This window comes from Aquipuribacter nitratireducens, from assembly GCF_037860835.1.
GTDB classification, from domain to species: domain Bacteria; phylum Actinomycetota; class Actinomycetes; order Actinomycetales; family JBBAYJ01; genus Aquipuribacter; species Aquipuribacter nitratireducens.
Genome location: NZ_JBBEOG010000002.1, coordinates 25,054 through 42,989 on the forward strand (window position 1 = coordinate 25,054; position 17,936 = coordinate 42,989).

A 17,936-nucleotide genomic window follows, 5' to 3' on the forward strand; every position below is an offset into this window, starting at 1 on the left:
ACCTTGCCACGCACCGCCCCGAGCGCACTGTGCTGCACCGGACTGCGGGACCCGGGGCGGCCCGTTAGCGTGCCCCGCGTGATCGTCGACGGCTCCTGGCAGGACGACCTGCTCCGTGGTCTGGCCGCGCTCGCCGTCTTCGTCGCGCTGTTCTCGGGGGCCAGGCTTCGATTCAGGAGGACCACCCCGCGTGAGACATCAGACAGCGGGCTCGACTGAGCCGCGACGACGTCGTCCCTGGGGCGAGCGGCAGGCGTTCGCGGCCGTCGCCCTCGTCACCGCCGCCGTGGTCGGCGCCCTGACCGTCGGCGACCCCGCCGTCCCCGCCACTGCCACGCTCGTCGCGGTGGCGGTGTGCGCGGTCGTCCCGGTGGCCGCCGACGGGCTGGTCGGGCTCCTCGTCGGCCTGCTGTCCGCCGCTGCCCTCGTCGTCGTCAGGCAGTGGACCGGTGCGTGGACGCCGGAGTCGTTCGGGCGCTCGCTGGCCACGACCGTCCTCCTCCTTCTCCTCGGCTGGGCGGTGGGCCGGCTCGGCAAGCGCCTGCGGGGGTCCTCGCGTCCCGAACCCTCCCTCGCCCAGGCCGCGGCCTTCGGTTCGATGGGGCTGGTCACCGAGGTCGTCGCCGAGGCGCGTCTGGAGGAGGAGGCGCTGCGCGCCCAGCGCCATCGCAGGGTGCTGTCGGTCATGCTGGTCCGCACGAGCGTGGTCGACGGCTCGGCGGACCGGGCGGACGCCGCGCAGCGTGTGGCCGCCCGGCACGTCGAGGCGGCCCTGCGGCGCACCGACGTCCCGTTCGCCCTCGCGCCCGACCTCGTCGGGGCGATCCTCCCGGAGACTCCGGCCGAGGGGGCGTGGCAGGTCGCCGGCTCCCTGCTCGAGCGGGTGGCCGACACGACCTTCACCGACCGCGACGAGCGCTCGCGGCAGCGCCTCGGCGACCACGCGACCGTCGCGGTCGGCATCGCCACGCTGCCCGACGACGGGGCGGACGCCCGCACGCTGCTCGCCGCGGCCCTGCGCTCGCTCGGCGGTGACGAGCAGGAGCCGGCGCGCGCGCCCCACGGGGAGTCCGTCCGGTGATCGCCGACCTCGACGCCATCGGACTCCTCCTCGCGCTCGCCGTCGGCACCTTCGGCTACTGGCGCGTGTCGGTGTCGCGGCACCAGCAGCGGCTGCGCCAGCTCGACGTGCGGGTCCACGTCAACGGCATCCGCGGCAAGTCGACGGTGACCCGCCTCGTCGCGGGCGTGCTGCGCGAGGGCGGCTTCTACACCGTGGCGAAGACGACCGGGAGCGCCGCCCGGGTCATCGGTCCCCGCGGTGAGGAGACACCGATCGCGCGGCGCGGCGCCGCGACGATCAACGAGCAGGTCGACGTCGTCGCCGCCCACGTCCACGACGACGTGGAGGCCCTCGTCATCGAGTGCATGGCGGTGCGGCCGCTCTACCAGCAGTACTCCCAGGAGTTCATGGTCCAGTCCGACGTCACCGTCATCACGAACGTGCGCGAGGACCACCAGGAGGAGATGGGGGAGACGCTCGAGGAGATCGCCGACAGCATGTCCGTGACGATCCCCCGCAACGGGGTCCTCATCACGGCCGAGGACCGTCCCCACCTGCGGGAGCGGCTGCGTCGCAACGCCGAGGCGCGTGGCTCCCGGCTCGTGTACGCCGACCCCGAGCAGGTCGCGGACGAGGACATGCGGGGTTTCGACTACCTGCAGTTCAAGTCCAACGTGGCCGTCGGGCTCACCCTCGCGCGCCTGCTCGGGATAGGACGCGACACGGCGCTGCGCGGCATGTGGAAGTCGGTCCCCGACGTCGGGGTCGTGCGGTTGCGGACGTACCCGGTCGGCGACGCGCAGCTGCTGTGGGTGCCGATGTTCGCCGCCAACGACCGCGAGAGCGTCGTCCTCACCTTCGAGACGCTGCGTCCCCAGTTCCCCCCCGGTGCCCCTGTCATCGGCATCCTCAACAACCGTCGCGACCGGGGCCGTCGGGCCGAGCTCTTCGCGACCATGGTGCCGACCGACCTCGCCGACCACCTCGACCACGTCGTCACCTTCGGCGCCTACGAGGAGACCGTGCAGCAGCGGATCGTCGACGGGGGCTACCCGGCCGACCGGGTCCACCTCCTGGGCGAGACCGTGCAACCGACGCTCGAGAAGATCCTCACGACCATCGAGGGACTGGCCGTGGACGGCAGGGCGGTCCTCGTCGGAATGGTCAACATCCACACCGACCAGGCGGAGCTCCTCATCCACCACTTCGAGCAGCTGCGCGGCTCGCACGGGTCCGACGAGCTGGACGAGTCCCGCGACCCCGCGCGGATGCCGTTGGGTCACGTCCGGCTGCGGGGCGTGGCCGCCCGTGGGCGCGGCGGAGGGGGGCCGGGGGCGTGACGGAGTACCTCTTCCGACCGGAGGTCGTCCGGGTCGCCCTCGTCGTCGGCGTCGTCGTCAGCGTGCTGTTCTACGAGCGCGTCCAGCTGACGACGGGCGGCGCGGTGGTGCCCGCCTACCTCGCCATCAGCCTGCCCGCGCCGCTGCACGTCCTCAGCACGCTGCTGGCGGGCTTCGGGGCGTACCTCCTGGTGAGCGTCGTCCTCAGCAGGAGGCTGATCGTGTACGGGCGGCGCAAGTTCGAGCTGGAGGTGCTCGCGGGACTCGTGCTCGTCGCGCTGCTGAGCTCGGCGGCGGCGCTGCTCGACGACGTCGACCCCGCCCTCGCGGGCGTCGCGGCCCTCGGCTACCTCGTGCCCGGGGTCATCGCGCACGACATGTCGCGGCAGCGGCCCGGGAGGACGCTGTTCGCCGTCGCGGTCACGACCGTCGTGCTCGGCGCCGTCGTCTACCTCTACGCGTCGCTGCTCGCCATCTCGCCGCTGCGCGACGAGCCGCTCGACGACCTCGCGGCGCTCACCGCCTACCCGCCGGAGCTGACGCTGCCGGCCGCCTTCGCCTCGGTCGCCGTCGGCATGCTCGTCTTCAGCCGGCTCGGCCTGCGCTCGGGCGGCTTCATCTCGGGCGCCTACCTCGCCATGGTGGCACCGCGCTGGGGCGACATCGTCTTCGCCCTCGCCGCCGCCGTCGTGACGTGGGCCCTCGTCGTCCACGTCATCATGCCGCGGCTCCTCGTCTTCGGTCGGCGCAAGCTCAGCACGATGGTGCTGGTGGGCGCCCTCGTCGCGTGGACGGGAGAGGTCCTCGTCGCGACCCTGACGGCCGGCGACCACGTGCCGTGGCGCGGACTCCCGATCATGGCGCTCATGGTCCCCGCCCTGCTCGCGAACGACGCCCAGCGGCAGGGCTGGGAGCGGACCCTGTGGGGGGCGGGGCTCACGACCGTCGGCGTGCTCGGCCTCGTGTGGCTGTCGGCCGGCGTGGCACGGCTCCTCGGCTGGTTGTGACCCGGTGGGGCGACGGTCGAGCCGACCGTCAGCGGGTGTCGTGCACGGCCATGACGGCCCGGACCGCGGCGTACTCCGGTGACACCTCTCCCTCGACGTCCCCGGCCACGGCACGCACGGCACCGTCCACCAGGCGCACGCCGGTAGGCCGCCCTGCTCCCTGGCCCACTGGCTGGACGGCGGCCGCGAGCCGGCCGACCGCACGCCCGAGCTGCCCGGTGGGCAGGTGCCCCGCGTCGGTGGCGAGCGTGAGCCGCGCCAGGTCGCCGTCCCGCTCGAGCGTCACCGTCGGCACGGCGTCCCCGCTGTGGTGGAGGAGAGCGAGCATGACGTGGGACAACGCACGCTCGAGCGCGAGCACGTCGCCGTCGACCTCCGTGCCGTGGAGCGCGGGATCGGTCTCGAGCCTCAGGTCGGCCCCGGTGGCGGCCCGCGTCCCCTGCACGGTGCGCCGGACGGTGCGCACGAGGTCGACCCGACCCCGCACCGCCGGGGTCGTGGCGACGGGTGCTGCGGCCATGTCCTCGTGCACGGCGGACGCCGCGCGCACGAGCCGGTCCGCGCGCGCCGACGCCGTGGCCGCCAGACGCTGGAGCCGGGGGTCCTCGCTGCGGTCCGCCGCGCCGCTCAGCAGGCGGACCGCCTCGTGGGTCGGGGGCACCTCGGCGAGGACGGCCACCACTTCGTCGCGGAGGGCGTCCAGACGCGAGCGCGTGATGCGGTGCTCGAGCTCCTGGACGACCAGGGCGGACAGCTCGCGCAGGCTCCGCATCTCCTCCTCCGACCAGTGGCGTGCCGAGCGGTCGACGACGCACAGGTTGCCGAGCACGTACCCGTCCTCGGTGGTGAGCGGATACCCGGCGTAGGCCGCGTAGTCGAGGTCCCGGAAGCGGTCGTTGTCGCGGACGAGCGGGTCGGTCGCCATGTCCTCGATCACCAGCTCGTCACCGGTCGCGACGGAGAACGCGCACACCGAGTCCTCGAGGGCGAGCGTCCGGCGCTCGCCCCCGCCGTCGAGGGCCACGGCGCCGGGCATGACCTGGCGGTCGTGCCCCACGAGGGAGACGTAGGAGACCGGGGCGTCGAGCAGCGTCGCCGCGAGGCGGGCGAAGCGGTCGAAGACCTCGTCGGAGCGGCCGTCGGCGACACCGGTGCGGCGCAGCACCTCCAGTCGTCCCGGATCGGCGGTGACGGGCAGCGCACCCGTCTCGGACATCTGCGTGGTGGACGACATCTCCTGCTTCCCGTACCGGCTGCATGTCCCCGACCCCAGCACCCTAGGGCGGTCGCGCTGCCGCGCCGAGCTCAGGGGCGGCGGACGGCCCGGAAGGCGGTGGCGTACAGCCCGGTCCCGCTCAGCGTCGAGCGCCCCCCGACGTCCCCCAACGTCGGGCCGTCGACGGTCTTCCGGCTCGACACGAAGCGCGGAGCGCCGGCGCTATCCGTGCCGAGGTGGATGCCGACGTGGTCCACGCGCGTGCCGTCGTCCGTGCTCGCGTCGAAGAAGACGAGGTCCCCGGGGCGCAGCCCCGACACCGGCGCGCGGGCTCCCGTGTCGGCCGCGACCACGACCCCGGGGCCCGACGCCAGCATCTCGAAGGAGCGCCTCGGCAGCCGCTGACCGTCGGGGCGCAGGGACAGGGGCAGGCCCGACCGGACGCCGAGGACCATGCGGACGAAGCCGGAGCAGTCCATGGCGCCGAGCTGCGCCGGCTCGGGCGCGTCGGTCGTGCCGTCGGGGTACGTCCAGATCTCGCCCAGGAAGTCGTTGGCGTCGGAGCCCTCCTGCCTCGCACCGTCGACGAGCGGGCCGTACGACGCGTCACCGGCGACACGTCGACCGGTGTCGTCGACCACGTCGGGGGCGCCGGTCACGTACTGCACGGCGACCGCGAGGACGTCCGGTGTGCGGTCCTGCAGCGCGACGCCCAGCCACGACCAGTTGATGCTGCCCGAGAAGGGGGCCGGCAGCAGACGGACCCAGGTCGTCGACGTCACCATGGCGGTGGTCGTGCTCTCGGCGAACGAGCGGGCGGGCCCGCGGACGCCGACCGTCCGGGCGCCGCGCGTGAAGGTCGCGACGACGCCGCGGTCGTCACGCACGGTCGTGACCGCCGGCGTGCCGGAGGTCCAGACCCGCAGCGTGCCCGTGGTGCCGGGCAGCTGACGCGGCGCCGCGGCCTTGGCGGTGAGGTGCGCGTGCGAGGGCGGACCGGGCACGACCAGCAGACCGGCGACGAGGGCGAGCAGCAGGGCGAGGACGACGCCGGAGCGGCGCGCGGCGATGGGCACGGGACCTCCAGGGGGACACGACATACCCTCCGTGCCTCGGCGCGCGGGCGTGCCCGGGCGAGCCCGTGCCGTGGCGACCACACCGGTGCCACGGGGCTGGACGGCAGCCCTCACGGGCCGTGACGGCACCGTCCTGCGACTCGCCGACCGGGCGAGGCGCACGTCGTGCGGACGGTCGAGCCCGTCACCGGCAGGAGCGTCCCGGTGCGGGACCGCGCTCACAGCCGCCCGGCGTCGACCACCCGTCGGAGGAACTGCTGGGTGCGGGGCTGCGTGGGCTCCCCGAGCACCTGGGCCGGCGGCCCTTCCTCGCACACCCGGCCGCCGTCGAGGAAGACCACGTGGTCGGCGACCCGGCGGGCGAACCCCATCTCGTGGGTGGCCATGAGGATCGTCGCGCCGCCCTCGGCGAGCTCGCGGACCAGGGCGAGGACCTCGCCGACGAGCTCGGGGTCGAGCGCGGACGTCACCTCGTCGAGGAGCAGGACCCGCGGCTCGACGGCGACGGCGCGGGCGATCGCAGCCCGCTGCTGCTGGCCGCCGGAGAGCCGGTCGGGGTACGCGTCCGCCTTGTCGGCGAGACCGACCCGCTCGAGCAGCTCGAGGGCCCTGGCGTCCGCCTCCCCGGCGGGTACGCCGTGGACGACCCGCGGGGCGAGGGTGATGTTCTGCCGCACCGTCATGTGCGGGAACAGGTTGAAGGCCTGGAAGACGACGCCGAAGCGCGAGCGGACGCGGTCGGCGTCGACACCGGGGTCGGTGATGTCGTCGCCGTCGAGGAGGACCTGCCCGTCGGTCACCTCCTCCAGCAGGGCCGCGCACCGCAGCAGCGTCGACTTGCCGGAGCCGGAGGAGCCGATGAGGGCGACGACCTCGTGCTCGGCGACGGTGAGGTCGACCCCGTGCAGGACCGGGGTGTCGTCGTAGTGCTTGACGAGGCCCCGGACGTCGAGGACGACGTCACCGCGGACGGCGCCCTGCGGCAGCCACAGCGACCTGTCCGCGTCGGGTCGGTCCGCGGTGCGGCTCACAGCACGCCCCCCGCCTGCTCGCGGCGGGTCGCCCGCAGCGCCGCCCAGTCCGCCAGGCGCGCCGTCGGGACGCTCAGCAGGACGAACAGCAGGGCCGCGACGACGTACGGGGTGAAGTTGAAGGAGTCGAGCGCACCGATCTGCGCCGCGCGGACGGCGTCGACGGCGCCGAGGACGGAGATGAGGCCGACGTCCTTCTGCATCGCGACGAAGTCGTTGAGCAGCGGCGGCGTCACCCGGCGCACGGCCTGGGGCAGGACCACGAGGCGCAGGGACTGGGCGTACGACAGGCCGAGCGAGCGGGCGCCGAGCCGCTGGCTCGGGTGCACCGTCTCGATGCCCGCGCGGAAGACCTCCGCGACGTACGCCGAGTACGTGAGGACGATCGCGGCCGCGCCGAGCACGACGGGGCTGATGCGGCCCTCGGTGAAGCGGAGGGCGGGGACCCCGAAGCCGACGAGGTACAGCAGGACGATGAGCGGGATGCCGCGGAACAGGTCGACGTAGGCGGTGGCGAGCAGCCGCACCGGCAGCCAGACGGGCCCGCGCAGCGTGCGCAGGACCGCCAGCAGCAGCGCGAGCGCGAGGGTCAGCACCGCGGCGACGGCGAGCACGCGGATGTTGAGCCAGAGCCCGCGCAGGATGCTCGGCAGCCACTCGCGCGCCACGGCCGGGTCGAAGAACGTCTCCTGCACCCGCGGCCAGCCGGGGGCGCTCGTCACCGACACGTACAGCAGCACCGCGAAGACGACGGTGCTCGCGAGCGACGTCAGCACCGAGCGGCGGGTCCGTGCGCGCCGCACCCGGGCCCGGTGCTGCTCGAGCGGGGTCAGGAGGAGCCGGTCGGCGCCTCCCGACCCCGCACGCGTGAGCGGGGGGACGCTCACCCCAGCTCGGGGGCCCCGGCGACGTCGGCGAGCCACTCCTCCTGCAGCGCGTCGAGCGTCCCGTCGGCCTCGAGGGCGTCGACGGCGCGGCTCACGCAGTCGGTGAGCGGGCTGCCGAGGTCGAGGACCATGCCGAACTGCTCGGGGTCCTCGCCCAGCTCGGGCAGCTGCCCGACGATCACGCCGTCGTCCAGCTGCACCGCCGTGACGAAGAAGGCCGTCGGCAGGTCGACGACGATCGCGTCGACCTGACCGTTCTGCAGGGCGGTGACCGCGTCCTCGTTGCTGTTGAAGACCTGCGGCTGCATCGTCGGCCCGATGAGCTCTTCGATGGCCTGCAGGCTCGTGGTGCCGACCTGCGCGCCGATGAGGACCTCGCCCAGCTCGCCGGTCGTCGTCGCGCCGTCGGCGGGGGAGCCGGCGGTCGTCACGACGGCCTGGCGGACGTCGTAGTACGGGCTGGAGAAGTCGACGGCCTGCCGGCGCTCCTCGGTGATGGAGAACTGGTTGATCGCGACGTCGAAGTCCTTGGGGCCGGGTGCGATCGCGGCCTCGAACGGCACGCGGACCCACTCCACGGCGTCGTCGGCGTAGCCGAGCCGCTCGGCGACGGCGTACGCGACGGCGGACTCGTAGCCCTGCTCGTTCGTCGGGTCGTTCTCGACCATCCACGGCTCGAAGGCCGGCTCGCTCGTCGCCATCGTGAGGGTGCCCTCGGTGAGGGTCTCGAGCGATGCGGGGTCGCAGCCCTCGATCGCGCCGCCGGCCGCGGCGTCGGTGGCCGCGTCGGTGGCGGTGTCCGTGGCGGTGTCGGTGGCCGCGTCGGTGGCGGCGTCCATCGTGGCGGGTGCGCCGGTCGCGGCGGGCTCGTCGGCCGTGTCGTCGGCGCAGGCGGCGAGGACGAGGGCCGTGGCGCCGAGGAGCGCGGCGGCGCGGACGGTGCGCGAGGGCAGGGGTCGGGGCACGGGAGACCTCCGGTGAGGCGGTGACCAGGGGGAGACCGGCTGCGCCGGTCGGGGGACATCATCGCAGGTGAGCACCCTCACACCCGCACGGAGGACCGGGGGCCGGGATGCGGCGGCTAGGCTGAGGCATCGCCAGGCCAACAGGCGTCGACGACGACGCCCTGACGGATGAGGTGAGACCGCGGTGGCCCACTACCGCACCATGGGGGACGTGCCGCCCAAGCGGCACACGCAGCACCGGGACGGCCAGGGGAGGCTCTACCACGAGGAGCTGATGGGGGAGGAGGGCTTCTCGTCCGACTCCTCCCTGCTCTACCACGTGGGGGTGCCGTCGGCCCTCGTCGACGCCCGGCCCTGGGAGCTGCCCGACCAGCGCACCACGCCCAACCACCCGCTGCAGCCGCGGCACCTGCAGCTGCACGGGCTCTTCCCGGGCGGCAGCGGCACCGAGGCCTCGCAGGTCGCCGACGTCGACGTCGTCCGCGGGCGGCGGCTCGTCCTCGGCAACGCCGACGTGAGGCTGTCGTACGTCGTCGCGGCGGCCGACTCCCCGCTCTACCGCAACGCCGTCGGCGACGAGTGCGTGTACGTCGAGCGGGGCGCGGCGCGCGTCGAGACGGTGTTCGGCCACCTCGACGCGACCGAGGGCGACTACGTCCTCCTGCCCCGCGGCACCACGCACCGCTGGCTGCCCGTCGACGTCGCCGCGAACGGGCCTGTGCGCGCGTACTGCATCGAGGCGAACAGCCACATCGCACCGCCGAAGAAGTACCTGTCGCGCTACGGCCAGCTCCTGGAGCACGCGCCGTACTGCGAGCGGGACCTCCACGGCCCGAGCGCCCCCGAGGTGCGCGACGAGGCCGACGTCGAGGTGTACGTCAAGCACCGCGGACCGGGTCCGGGCGGGCTCGCCGGCACCGTCCACGTCGTGCCGCGGCACCCGTTCGACGTCGTCGGCTGGGACGGGTGCCTGTACCCGTACACGTTCAGCGTCCACGACTTCGAGCCCATCACCGGCCGGGTCCACCAGCCGCCGCCCGTCCACCAGGTCTTCGAGGGATGGAACTTCGTCATCTGCAACTTCGTGCCCCGCAAGGTCGACTACCACCCCCTCGCGGTCCCCGTGCCCTACTACCACGCCAACGTCGACAGCGACGAGATCATGTTCTACGTCGACGGCGACTACGAGGCGCGCAAGGGCTCGGGCATCGCGAAGGGGTCGATCACCGTCCACCCCGGCGGCCACAGCCACGGCCCGCAGCCGTCGGCCATCGAGGCCTCGCTCGGTGCGGAGCGGTTCGACGAGCTCGCCGTCATGGTCGACACGTTCCGTCCGCTCGAGCTCGGCGAGGGCGGGCTGGCCGCCGACGACGGCCGCTACGCGTGGACGTGGAGCGGGCGCGGCCCCACAGGTCCCGTGCCGCCGGCCGGCGGGGGTGCGACCGCGTGAGCCCGCTGCCCTGCCCGCTCGTCGCGGGCCTCCTCGACGACGCCGCCCTGTTCCCGCCCGGCAACGCCGCGCCCGCCGACGCGGTGGCAGCGCGCGGCATGTACGAGTCGAGCTGGTACGCCCCGCTCGTCGGTGCCTTCGTCGTCCGCGCCGACCGCGTGCCGGAGCTCCTGGCGGCCCTGGAGGCGACCGACGACGGCCCTGTCCGGCCTCTGCCCGTGGTCGTCGTGACGCCCGGCGGGCTCGACGAGGTGGCGGGCGCGGTGGCGGCGGCCGCCGACGAGCGGCTGCGCCTCGCGGGGGTCGACGTGCCGCTGGGGGCGGTGGCACCCGACACCGTCCTGCTCCTGCGCACCCGCATGGAGGTGCCCGCCGGTGTCCCGCTCCACGTCGAGCTGTCGTCGACGGTCGACCCGGCCGTCGCCATGCCGGTCCTCGCCGAGGCGGGAGTGCGCGCGAAGATCCGTACGGGCGGCATCACGGCTGCGGCGTTCCCCCCGGTCAGGGGCGTGGCGCGGTTCGTCCACGCCGCCGTGACCGCGGGCGTGCCGTTCAAGGCGACCGCGGGGCTGCACAACGCCCTGCGCCACCGCGACGAGGACACCGGCTTCGAGCACCACGGCTTCCTCAACCTGCTCGCCGCGACGTCGGCCGCACTGCTGGGCGGTGCCGACCTCGCCCGTGTCGAGGCGCTCGTCGCCGCGACCGACGCCGACGTCCTCGTCCGCGAGCTCGAGCACCTCGACGACGACGACGCGGTCCGGGTCCGTCGGGCCTTCACGTCGTTCGGGACGTGCTCGACCGTGGAGCCGGTCGAGGACCTCGCCGGGCTCGGGCTGCTCCGCCGACCCGGGGTCGGGCTCGTCGGGGCGGGGACGTGACGGCCGCGGACCTCGTGCCCGCGGAGCCCGCCGAGCCCCACGACGCGACCGACGCCGAGGACCTCTTCGGTCCCGTCACGCAGGCGCACGGGGTCTTCTCGCTGCCGGGTCTCCTGCCCAGGGTCGGGGTGCGGCTCCACGACAGCGTCGTCGACGTCGGCGCCCTGGCGCGCCGGGACGGCCTGCCGTGGGCGGACGCCCTCGCGTCGCCGTCGCTCAACCCGTTCATGGCGCTCGGTCCGGACGCGTGGGCGGAGGAGCGCGACTGGCTCTCGACGCTGCTCACCGACCCGGGACGCGCGGTGGAGGTGCGGGAGGCGTCGTACCCGCTCGGCGGGCCCGCCCCCGTCGCGCTCCACCTGCCGGTGGAGGTCGCCGACTACGTCGACTTCTACGCCTCGCGGGAGCACGCCTCCAACCTCGGCGCGATGTTCCGCCCCGGCCAGCCCGCCCTCACGCCGAACTGGACGCACCTGCCGATCGGGTACCACGGCCGTTCCGGCACCGTCGTCGTGTCCGGCACACCGGTGCGTCGCCCGGTCGGGCAGGTCCGCCCTCCCGGTACCGACGAGCCGCAGGTGGTGGCGTCGCGCCGGCTCGACATCGAGGCGGAGGTCGGTTTCGTCGTCGGCGCCGGCTCACCGCTGGGGGAGCCGGTCGGCGTCGCCGACCTGCCCGCGCACGTCTTCGGCGTGTGCCTGGTCAACGACTGGTCCGCGCGGGACCTGCAGGCGTGGGAGTACGTGCCGCTCGGGCCGTTCCTCGGCAAGTCGTTCGCCACGACGACGTCGGCGTGGGTGACCCCGCTCGCGTCGCTCGCCGCGGCGCGCGTTGCGCCGCCGGCCCGCGAGCACGCCGTCCAGCCGTACCTCGACGACGCGGCCGCCCCGTGGGGTCTCGACCTGCGGCTCGAGGTGCGGCTCAACGGGCACGTCGTGTCGCGTCCCCCGTTCGCCGGCATGTACTGGACCGCGGCCCAGCAGCTCGCGCACATGACGGTCAACGGGGCCTCGACGCGGACGGGGGACCTCTTCGCCTCCGGCACGGTGAGCGGGGCGGCGCGGGACGAGCGCGGGTCGCTCATCGAGCTCACGTGGAACGGCGAGGAGCCGCTCGTGCTGCCGGACGGGACCACGCGGGCGTTCCTCGAGGACGGCGACGAGGTGGTGCTCCGCGGCTGGGCGCCGGGCCCGGACGGCGCGCGCGTCGGCCTCGGCGAGGTGAGCGGTCGGGTGCTGCCCGCCCGGGCGCTCCGCTGAGCCCGGCCCGGACGTCAGGCGGCGCTGCCGCCGCCCATGACCGCGAAGGTCGCGCCCCACGGGTCGCGGACGGTCGCCATCCGGCCGAACTCGGTGTCGAAGGGCCCGGACACGACGCTCGCGCCCCGATCCTTCGCGGCGGCGACGAAGGCGTCGGTGTCGGCGACCGAGAAGTACGTGAGCCAGTGGGGCGGCACGTCCTTACCGGGCAGCCCGCCGAGGCCCCCGAGCGGCCGCCCGGTCTCCGTCGCGAACGTGCAGTAGTCGTCCGGCGCACCCGGCACCGGCTCCCACACGAACCCGAACACCTGGCTGTAGAAGGTGCGCGCGGTCGCGGGGTCGGGCTCCGCGGCCTCGTTCCACGTGAGCCCACCGGGCTCGTTGACGACCCGGGCGCCGATGTGACGGCCCGCCTGCCACACGCCGAGCACGGCGCCCTGCGGGTCGGCGACGACCGACATGCGGCCGAGGTCGCCGACGTCGAACGGCGGGGCGAGGACGGTGGCGCCGGCGTCGGCGGCCCGGGTCGTCGTCGTGTCGACGTCGGTGGAGGCGAGGTACGTCGTCCACGCCGCGGGGGCGCCCTCCTGCGCCGGGCCGATCCCCGCGGCGTCGCGGTCCCCGACCCGGCACATGACGTAGCCGCCGTACTCGGGCCCGCTCGCCTCGGCGGTCCAGTCGAGCACCTCGGTGTAGAAGCGGACGGCGGCGTCGACGTCGACGGCTCCGTAGTCGACCCAGCAGGGCGTGCCGGCGGGCCACGGCTCGTCACGTGTGCTCATGTCCGTGAGCGTGGCACCGACCCCGGACGGACGGAACCCCTCGGCCACCGGTTGCGGCGCGGTCCGCGGGTCGTGAGGGTGAGGGCGTGCTCGCCGTGCCGCTGTCGACGAACGCCGTCCCGCTGTCCGAGGCCGGGTGGCTCGTCGTCCTGTGGGTGAGCGTCGCCCTCGCCGTCGCGTGGCTCGTGTTCGTCGCGGCCTTCACCCGCTACCGGGAGCGGTCCCGCCCGCACTCGACGGGCGAGTCCCACACCCGCGGGGTCGAGACGCGGGTGACGAGGCGAACCACCAGCGTCGTCGTCGCCGTCGTGGCGGTCGTCCTCGTCGTCGCGCTCCTGCTGTTCGTGCTGGGCCGGGTGGGCGACCTCGCCGCCTGAGGCGCCTCAAGGTGGGTCGGCGACCGGCCGATCACCCGCACGTGACCGACACCCTCGTGCAGGACCCCGCCGCGCTCCTCGGGTCCGGGCCCTACCGCCTCGTGACGCGCAGCGACTTCGACGGGCTCGTGTGCGCGGTGCTGCTGCGCCAGGCCGGGCTCATCGACGACATCACGTTCGTCCACCCGAAGGACGTGCAGGACGGCACGGTGGAGATCACCGACCGCGACGTGCTGACGAACCTGCCGTTCGACCCGCGCGCGCACCTCGTCTTCGACCACCACCTGTCCGAGACGGTCCGCAACGGCGCCTCCGAGCGCCACGTCATCGACCCCTCGGCGCCGTCCGCGGCGCGCGTCGTCCACACGTTCCTCGGCGGCCCCGAGCGCGTGCCCGGCGTGTCGTACGGGCTCATGCGGGCCGTCGACCAGGCCGACTCCGCCGACTACTCCCTCGAGGACGTCCTCGAGCCGACCGGCTGGACGCTGCTCAACTTCCTCATGGACAGCCGCACCGGTCTCGGCCGCTTCCGCGACTTCCGCATCTCGAACTACCAGCTGATGATGCAGCTCATCGACCACTGCATCGAGTACCAGGACGTGGACGAGATCCTCGCCCTGCCCGACGTCGCCGAGCGCGTCGAGCTGTACCGGGCGCAGGCGGACCTGTTCCGCGAGCAGCTGCTGCGCGTCACGACGCTCCACGGCGACGTCGCCGTCGTCGACCTCCGCGACGAGGACGTCATCCACGCCGGCAACCGCTTCCTCGTGTACGCCCTCTTCCCGCAGGCGCGGGTCTCGGTCCACGTCATGTGGGGCCGGGACAAGCAGAACACCGTCCTCGCCGTCGGCCGGTCGATCCTCGACCGCAGCTCGACGGTCGACATCGGTGCGGTGTGCCTCGCACACGGCGGCGGGGGCCACGCCGCCGCGGGCACGTGCCAGGTCGCGCACGAGGACGCCGAGCGCTCGCTCACCGAGGTCGTCGCCGCGCTCCGGGGCCGCTGAGGTCGCGCCTGCGGTCGTCGGCCGGCCACACCACAGGGCCTGGCGGCCGCCGTGGCAGCCGACCTGCGGCGACGCCAGCGACGTCCTGCGCTGTGGCCGTTGGTGAGGGTGCCGCCGCCTCAGTAGGGCTCGGGCTCGGAGTCCGGGTGGACGCCGAGAACCGGCGGGCAGTCGAGCCGGCGCGGCAGGTCGACCGGTCCCTCGGCGAACACCACGAGCTCCTCCGGTCCCATCGGGACGGCGTCGAGGTCGCGGAGGGAGCCGTGCGCGGCCCGCACGAGCGCGTCGAGCTGCTGCAGGTCCGTGCCCGAGGCGACCGTGATGAGCCAGCGCATCAGCGGACGAGCGAGGAGTACGACGCCGCCGCGTTGACGATGCCGCGGCCGTAGCCGGCGTCCCACGCCGCGCCGGTGACGTTCGTGAGCCCGGCATAGAGGGCGTCCCGGAGGCCGTCGGGGGTGAGGCCGGGCGCTGCGGACAGCAGGAGCGCCGCGACGCCCGCGGCGACCGGTGTCGCCGCCGACGTGCCGTTGTCGAACGGGTTGCTGCTCGTGCCGCCGGGGCGGTCGGGACCGAAGTTGCCGAAGAAGTGCGAGTAGCTCGCGAGGTCCGGCTTCTCGGCGTGGAACATGCCCGGTCCCTGCGAGGAGTACCCGATCCGCTCGTGACGGGTGTTGACCGCCGCGACCGTGATGACCTCCGCCAGGCTGTTCGAGGCGTGGATCGAACGCCCGGGTCCGATGCCGCTGCTGTGGCAGGCGCCGCTCGGGCAGTCCGCACCGCAGTTGCCGGCCGCGAACAGGCAGGCGGCGCCGGACGCGACGACCTCGCGGACCTTGCGGTGGACCGGGTGCTGCGGGTCGTGGACCTCGTGGTTGGGGAAGTCCGCGACGGGGGGGATCCCGGTGTAGCCGTAGCTGTTCGTCGTGAGGTGCGGCGTGCCGTCGAGGCGCCGCTGGTCGAGGACCGCCTGGAACATCGTGAGGACGCCCCCGGAGTTCGCGACCCCGAGGAACGGGTAGTCGTACAGCCGCGCCGCGGGGGCCGCGACGAGGACGTCCGCGGCGCACATCGAGCCGTGGCTCGTGATGGGGGCGGCGCCGGGCTGGCGGGCGGCGTTGGGGCGGGCGAAGCCGCCGACCACGGGGTAGACGACCCCGTTCACCCCCTCGTCGATGATGCCGACCGCGACGTTCTGGCCCCGGTAGCCGTCCCACCACGCCCGGTGGACCCCGAGCATCGCCCGGACGACCTCGAGGTCGACGGCGTCGCGGAACGGACGGCAGTCGAGGCCCGGCCGCGACCGGGCGAGGTCCACGGCGTCGTCGTGCTCGTGGTGGTCGAGCGTGACGGGGGAGTTCGGCCACACGGTCACCCCCTCGCGGTCCCGCAGCTCGGCCAGCTGCGAGCTGTTGACCTCGGCGGCCACCACGACGCTCGTCGCCGCCAGGTCGGCGTTGGTCTCGGGACCGGCGAACGCGCGCAGCGAGCCGGCCGGCGCACCGCCCCACGGCGCGGAGCCGTCGCGCGTGCCGAACATCGGGACGGGCGGCAGCGGCTCGTCGAGCTCGACGCCCAGCCCGGCGACGCGGTCGAGCGCCGGTCTGGCCGCCCGGTCTGCGGCGACGAGCGACTCCGTCGCGCTCTCGAACAGCTCGAAGCCCACCGGCTGGTCCGGCGCCTCGACCTCCAGCAGCACCTTCACCACGGCCACGCCGTCCTCCTGATCCCGCTGTCGTCCGGCCCGGCCATCGTGGCACCGAACCGCCGCGTGATCGAGTCCTTCGACGAGCGCGACCGCCAGGTCCTGTCGCTGCTGCGGCCCCACCTGTACGAGGTGTGGCAGCGGGCCGAGCGTCGCCGGGTGGGCGCACCCTCGCTCACCCCCCGGCAGGAGGAGGTCCTCCGGCTCGTCGGTCGGGGTCTGTCGTACGCCGAGGTCGCGGCGCGCCTCGTCGTCTCGCGGGGCACCGTGCGGGCGCACATGGACCACATCCGCCGTCGCCTGGGCGTGAGCTCGGCGGCCGAGGCAGCGGCGGCCCTGGCGCTGTCGTCGGCGGGCAGCGCGGGCAGGTAGCGCCCCCGACAGGACTCGAACCTGTGGCCCGCGAATTAGAAGTTCGCCGCTCTATCCAGCTGAGCTACGGGGGCATCGCAGCACAACGGTAGACGGTCGGCGCTGTCGGGTCGCCGACGTCGCTCAGCCGCCGCCCATGCCGATCCCCGCGCCCGGGGACCACATGCGCTCCTTGCCGCAGCGGGAGCAGCCCCAGTACGGCTCGACGCCCGGCGGGCGCACGACCACCCACCGGTGCAGCCGCAGCGTGCACCAGAACCTGCCGACACCGCCCGCGCCTCCGGCCGCCACCGCCCCAGCGTCCGGGAAGACCGTGGTGTCGTCATCCGTGCCAGCACGGTCGCACCGTCGACCGACCCGTCTGGCAGCATCCGAGGGTGGGCAGGCTCCGCTACTCCGCGCTGTGCTCCCTCGACGGCTACGTCGCCGACCGCGACGGCGGCTTCGAGTGGGCGTTCCCGGACGAGGAGGTCATGGCCCTCGTCAACGACCTCGGCGACGAGACGCCGGTCCAGGTCTACGGCCGGCGCACGTACGAGCTCATGACGGTGTGGGAGACCGACCCGTCCGTCGGCGACACCCCTCAGGCCGCGCGGTTCGCCGAGCAGTGGGTGCGGGCGCGCAAGGTCGTCGTGTCCCGCACGCTCGACGCCGTCACCACGTCCCGCACCGAGCTCGTCCGCGAGCTCGACGGGGCGCTCGTCAGCGACCTGACCGCCGACGCCGACGCGGTGATCGGCGGCCCGACCGTCGCGTCGGCGGCGTTCCGGCAGGGCCTCGTCGACCGGGTCGACCTCGTGGTGTTCCCCGTCACGGTCGGCGGCGGCCTCGCCGCCATGCCGACCGACCTCCGCGTCGACCTCCGCCTCGTGACCGAGCGACGCTTCGCCGGCGGCGCGGTCCACCTCGGCTACGACGTGCGGCGCGAGCCCTGAGCAGCCCCGCCCGGCCGACGCGCGAGCAGCTCCTCGCGAGCGTCGACCGGACCATCCCCGACGTCATCGGCCCCGGTCTCCGCGTCCTGTTCTGCGGCATCAACCCGGGTCTGTGGTCGGGCTGGAGCGGCCACCACTTCGCCCGGCCGGGCAACCGGTTCTGGCCCGCGCTGCACGCGTCCGGGTTCACGCCGCGACGGCTCGACCCGGGCGAGGAGCAGGAGGTGCTCGGGCTCGGCCTCGGGATCACGAACGTCGTCGCCCGGGCGACCGCCGCCGCGGCCGACCTCACCGACGACGAGCTGCGGGCCGGTCGCCACGAGCTGGAGCGGAAGGTCCTCGCGCACGCGCCGCGGACCCTCGCCGTCCTCGGCATCACCGCGTACCGAACCGCCTTCGGGCGGCCGCGCGCCGCCCTCGGGGAGCAGCCCGACCACGTGATCGGCACGACGCGTGTCTGGGTGCTGCCGAACCCGAGCGGCCTCAACGCCCACCACACCCCCGCCGACCTCGCCCGTCTCTTCGCCACGCTGCGGGAGGCGGTGCAGCCGCCGCACGGGTGAGACGCCGCCGACGGGGTACG

Annotated in this window: 21 protein-coding genes and 1 tRNA gene; 12 read left to right on the top strand and 10 right to left on the bottom strand. The window is 74.5% G+C overall.

Features of this window, described 5'->3' with window-relative positions; genetic code table 11:
* Positions 1-78: 78 nt before the first annotated feature.
* Genes WAB14_RS03505 through WAB14_RS03520 form a run of 4 tightly spaced genes read left to right on the top strand, consistent with a single transcriptional unit; the run spans position 79 to position 3,410 of the window.
* Positions 79-219 carry a hypothetical protein gene (locus tag WAB14_RS03505; protein ID WP_340267475.1) on the top strand — a complete coding sequence of 47 codons (141 nt, stop codon included), beginning with the start codon at positions 79-81 and terminating at the stop codon, positions 217-219.
* Positions 191-1,081, top strand: a complete 891-nt coding sequence (locus WAB14_RS03510; protein WP_340267477.1) for a GGDEF domain-containing protein — start codon at positions 191-193, stop codon at positions 1,079-1,081. The genes WAB14_RS03505 and WAB14_RS03510 overlap by 29 nt, the downstream gene beginning before the upstream one ends.
* Positions 1,078-2,403 carry a poly-gamma-glutamate synthase PgsB gene (gene pgsB, locus WAB14_RS03515; RefSeq protein WP_340267479.1) on the top strand — a complete coding sequence of 442 codons (1,326 nt, stop codon included), beginning with the start codon at positions 1,078-1,080 and terminating at the stop codon, positions 2,401-2,403. The genes WAB14_RS03510 and pgsB overlap by 4 nt, the downstream gene beginning before the upstream one ends.
* Positions 2,400-3,410, top strand: coding sequence for a poly-gamma-glutamate biosynthesis protein PgsC/CapC (locus tag WAB14_RS03520; protein WP_340267481.1), 1,011 nt, complete (start codon positions 2,400-2,402; stop codon positions 3,408-3,410). Before pgsB ends, WAB14_RS03520 begins: the two co-directional genes overlap by 4 nt.
* A gap of 28 nt (positions 3,411-3,438) precedes the next feature.
* Here the strand turns inward: WAB14_RS03520 and WAB14_RS03525 are convergent, their stop codons facing one another.
* From WAB14_RS03525 to WAB14_RS03545, 5 genes are all read right to left on the bottom strand, one after another.
* On the bottom strand, positions 3,439-4,644 hold the full coding sequence (locus WAB14_RS03525; RefSeq protein WP_340267483.1) for a GAF domain-containing protein: 1,206 nt from the start codon (positions 4,642-4,644) through the stop codon (positions 3,439-3,441).
* Between the two features lie 71 nt (positions 4,645-4,715).
* Positions 4,716-5,702 (bottom strand): NlpC/P60 family protein, encoded by a 987-nt coding sequence (locus WAB14_RS03530; RefSeq protein ID WP_340267485.1) that lies wholly within the window; start codon positions 5,700-5,702, stop codon positions 4,716-4,718.
* A gap of 218 nt (positions 5,703-5,920) precedes the next feature.
* On the bottom strand, positions 5,921-6,688 hold the full coding sequence (locus WAB14_RS03535; RefSeq protein WP_377002519.1) for an amino acid ABC transporter ATP-binding protein: 768 nt from the start codon (positions 6,686-6,688) through the stop codon (positions 5,921-5,923).
* A gap of 41 nt (positions 6,689-6,729) precedes the next feature.
* The gene (locus tag WAB14_RS03540; protein WP_340267487.1) at positions 6,730-7,620 is read right to left on the bottom strand and encodes an amino acid ABC transporter permease; all 891 of its coding nucleotides are present in this window, start codon (positions 7,618-7,620) and stop codon (positions 6,730-6,732) included.
* The gene (locus WAB14_RS03545; RefSeq protein WP_340267489.1) at positions 7,617-8,585 is read right to left on the bottom strand and encodes an ABC transporter substrate-binding protein; all 969 of its coding nucleotides are present in this window, start codon (positions 8,583-8,585) and stop codon (positions 7,617-7,619) included. The genes WAB14_RS03540 and WAB14_RS03545 overlap by 4 nt, the downstream gene beginning before the upstream one ends.
* Positions 8,586-8,769: 184 nt before the next feature.
* Here WAB14_RS03545 and WAB14_RS03550 point away from each other — a divergent pair, with 184 nt between their 5' ends.
* The 3 genes from WAB14_RS03550 to fahA are packed head-to-tail and all read left to right on the top strand — an operon-like array spanning position 8,770 to position 12,175.
* Complete coding sequence (locus tag WAB14_RS03550) at positions 8,770-10,035, top strand: homogentisate 1,2-dioxygenase (protein ID WP_340267491.1); 1,266 nt, start codon at positions 8,770-8,772, stop codon at positions 10,033-10,035.
* A complete protein-coding gene (locus tag WAB14_RS03555) occupies positions 10,032-10,916 on the top strand; it encodes a hypothetical protein (protein WP_340267493.1) in 885 nt (294 codons plus the stop codon). The genes WAB14_RS03550 and WAB14_RS03555 overlap by 4 nt, the downstream gene beginning before the upstream one ends.
* A complete protein-coding gene (fahA, locus tag WAB14_RS03560) occupies positions 10,913-12,175 on the top strand; it encodes a fumarylacetoacetase (protein WP_340267495.1) in 1,263 nt (420 codons plus the stop codon). The genes WAB14_RS03555 and fahA overlap by 4 nt, the downstream gene beginning before the upstream one ends.
* A gap of 14 nt (positions 12,176-12,189) precedes the next feature.
* Here fahA and WAB14_RS03565 read toward each other — a convergent pair whose 3' ends face one another.
* Entirely contained in the window at positions 12,190-12,957 is a 768-nt protein-coding gene (locus tag WAB14_RS03565; RefSeq protein WP_340267497.1) for a VOC family protein, read from the bottom strand.
* Positions 12,958-13,043: 86 nt separating this feature from the next.
* On the opposite strand from WAB14_RS03565, the gene WAB14_RS03570 reads away from it, so the two are divergent.
* Complete coding sequence (locus WAB14_RS03570; protein WP_340267499.1) at positions 13,044-13,334, top strand: hypothetical protein; 291 nt, start codon at positions 13,044-13,046, stop codon at positions 13,332-13,334.
* A 41-nt stretch (positions 13,335-13,375) separates the two neighbouring features.
* Positions 13,376-14,341, top strand: a complete 966-nt coding sequence (locus tag WAB14_RS03575; RefSeq protein ID WP_340267501.1) for an exopolyphosphatase — start codon at positions 13,376-13,378, stop codon at positions 14,339-14,341.
* 119 nt (positions 14,342-14,460) lie between these two features.
* Here WAB14_RS03575 and WAB14_RS03580 read toward each other — a convergent pair whose 3' ends face one another.
* Both WAB14_RS03580 and WAB14_RS03585 read right to left on the bottom strand, forming a co-directional pair.
* The gene (locus WAB14_RS03580) at positions 14,461-14,676 is read right to left on the bottom strand and encodes a hypothetical protein (RefSeq protein WP_340267503.1); all 216 of its coding nucleotides are present in this window, start codon (positions 14,674-14,676) and stop codon (positions 14,461-14,463) included.
* Complete coding sequence (locus WAB14_RS03585) at positions 14,676-16,055, bottom strand: S8 family serine peptidase (RefSeq protein WP_340267505.1); 1,380 nt, start codon at positions 16,053-16,055, stop codon at positions 14,676-14,678. The genes WAB14_RS03580 and WAB14_RS03585 overlap by 1 nt, the downstream gene beginning before the upstream one ends.
* A gap of 57 nt (positions 16,056-16,112) precedes the next feature.
* On the opposite strand from WAB14_RS03585, the gene WAB14_RS03590 reads away from it, so the two are divergent.
* The gene (locus WAB14_RS03590) at positions 16,113-16,418 is read left to right on the top strand and encodes a helix-turn-helix domain-containing protein (protein ID WP_340267507.1); all 306 of its coding nucleotides are present in this window, start codon (positions 16,113-16,115) and stop codon (positions 16,416-16,418) included.
* Here WAB14_RS03590 and WAB14_RS03595 read toward each other — a convergent pair.
* Both WAB14_RS03595 and WAB14_RS03600 read right to left on the bottom strand, forming a co-directional pair.
* Positions 16,419-16,492 (bottom strand) — tRNA-Arg (locus WAB14_RS03595).
* A gap of 49 nt (positions 16,493-16,541) precedes the next feature.
* Positions 16,542-16,709 carry a hypothetical protein gene (locus tag WAB14_RS03600; protein ID WP_340267509.1) on the bottom strand — a complete coding sequence of 56 codons (168 nt, stop codon included), beginning with the start codon at positions 16,707-16,709 and terminating at the stop codon, positions 16,542-16,544.
* A gap of 86 nt (positions 16,710-16,795) precedes the next feature.
* On the opposite strand from WAB14_RS03600, the gene WAB14_RS03605 reads away from it, so the two are divergent.
* Both WAB14_RS03605 and WAB14_RS03610 read left to right on the top strand, forming a co-directional pair.
* Positions 16,796-17,353: a dihydrofolate reductase family protein gene (locus tag WAB14_RS03605; protein ID WP_340267511.1), complete on the top strand. Its 558-nt coding sequence runs from the start codon at positions 16,796-16,798 to the stop codon at positions 17,351-17,353.
* 110 nt (positions 17,354-17,463) lie between these two features.
* Positions 17,464-17,916: a mismatch-specific DNA-glycosylase gene (locus WAB14_RS03610; RefSeq protein WP_422665459.1), complete on the top strand. Its 453-nt coding sequence runs from the start codon at positions 17,464-17,466 to the stop codon at positions 17,914-17,916.
* The last annotated feature ends 20 nt before the right edge of the window (positions 17,917-17,936 follow it).

Excerpts from the sequence above, each read along its gene's own strand:
- WAB14_RS03525 (WP_340267483.1), bottom strand. The coding sequence starts at position 4,644 with ATGTCGTCCACCACGCAGATGTCCGAGACGGGTGCGCTGCCCGTCACC.
- WAB14_RS03565 (WP_340267497.1), bottom strand. The coding sequence starts at position 12,957 with ATGAGCACACGTGACGAGCCGTGGCCCGCCGGCACGCCCTGCTGGGTC.
- WAB14_RS03580 (WP_340267503.1), bottom strand. The coding sequence starts at position 14,676 with ATGCGCTGGCTCATCACGGTCGCCTCGGGCACGGACCTGCAGCAGCTC.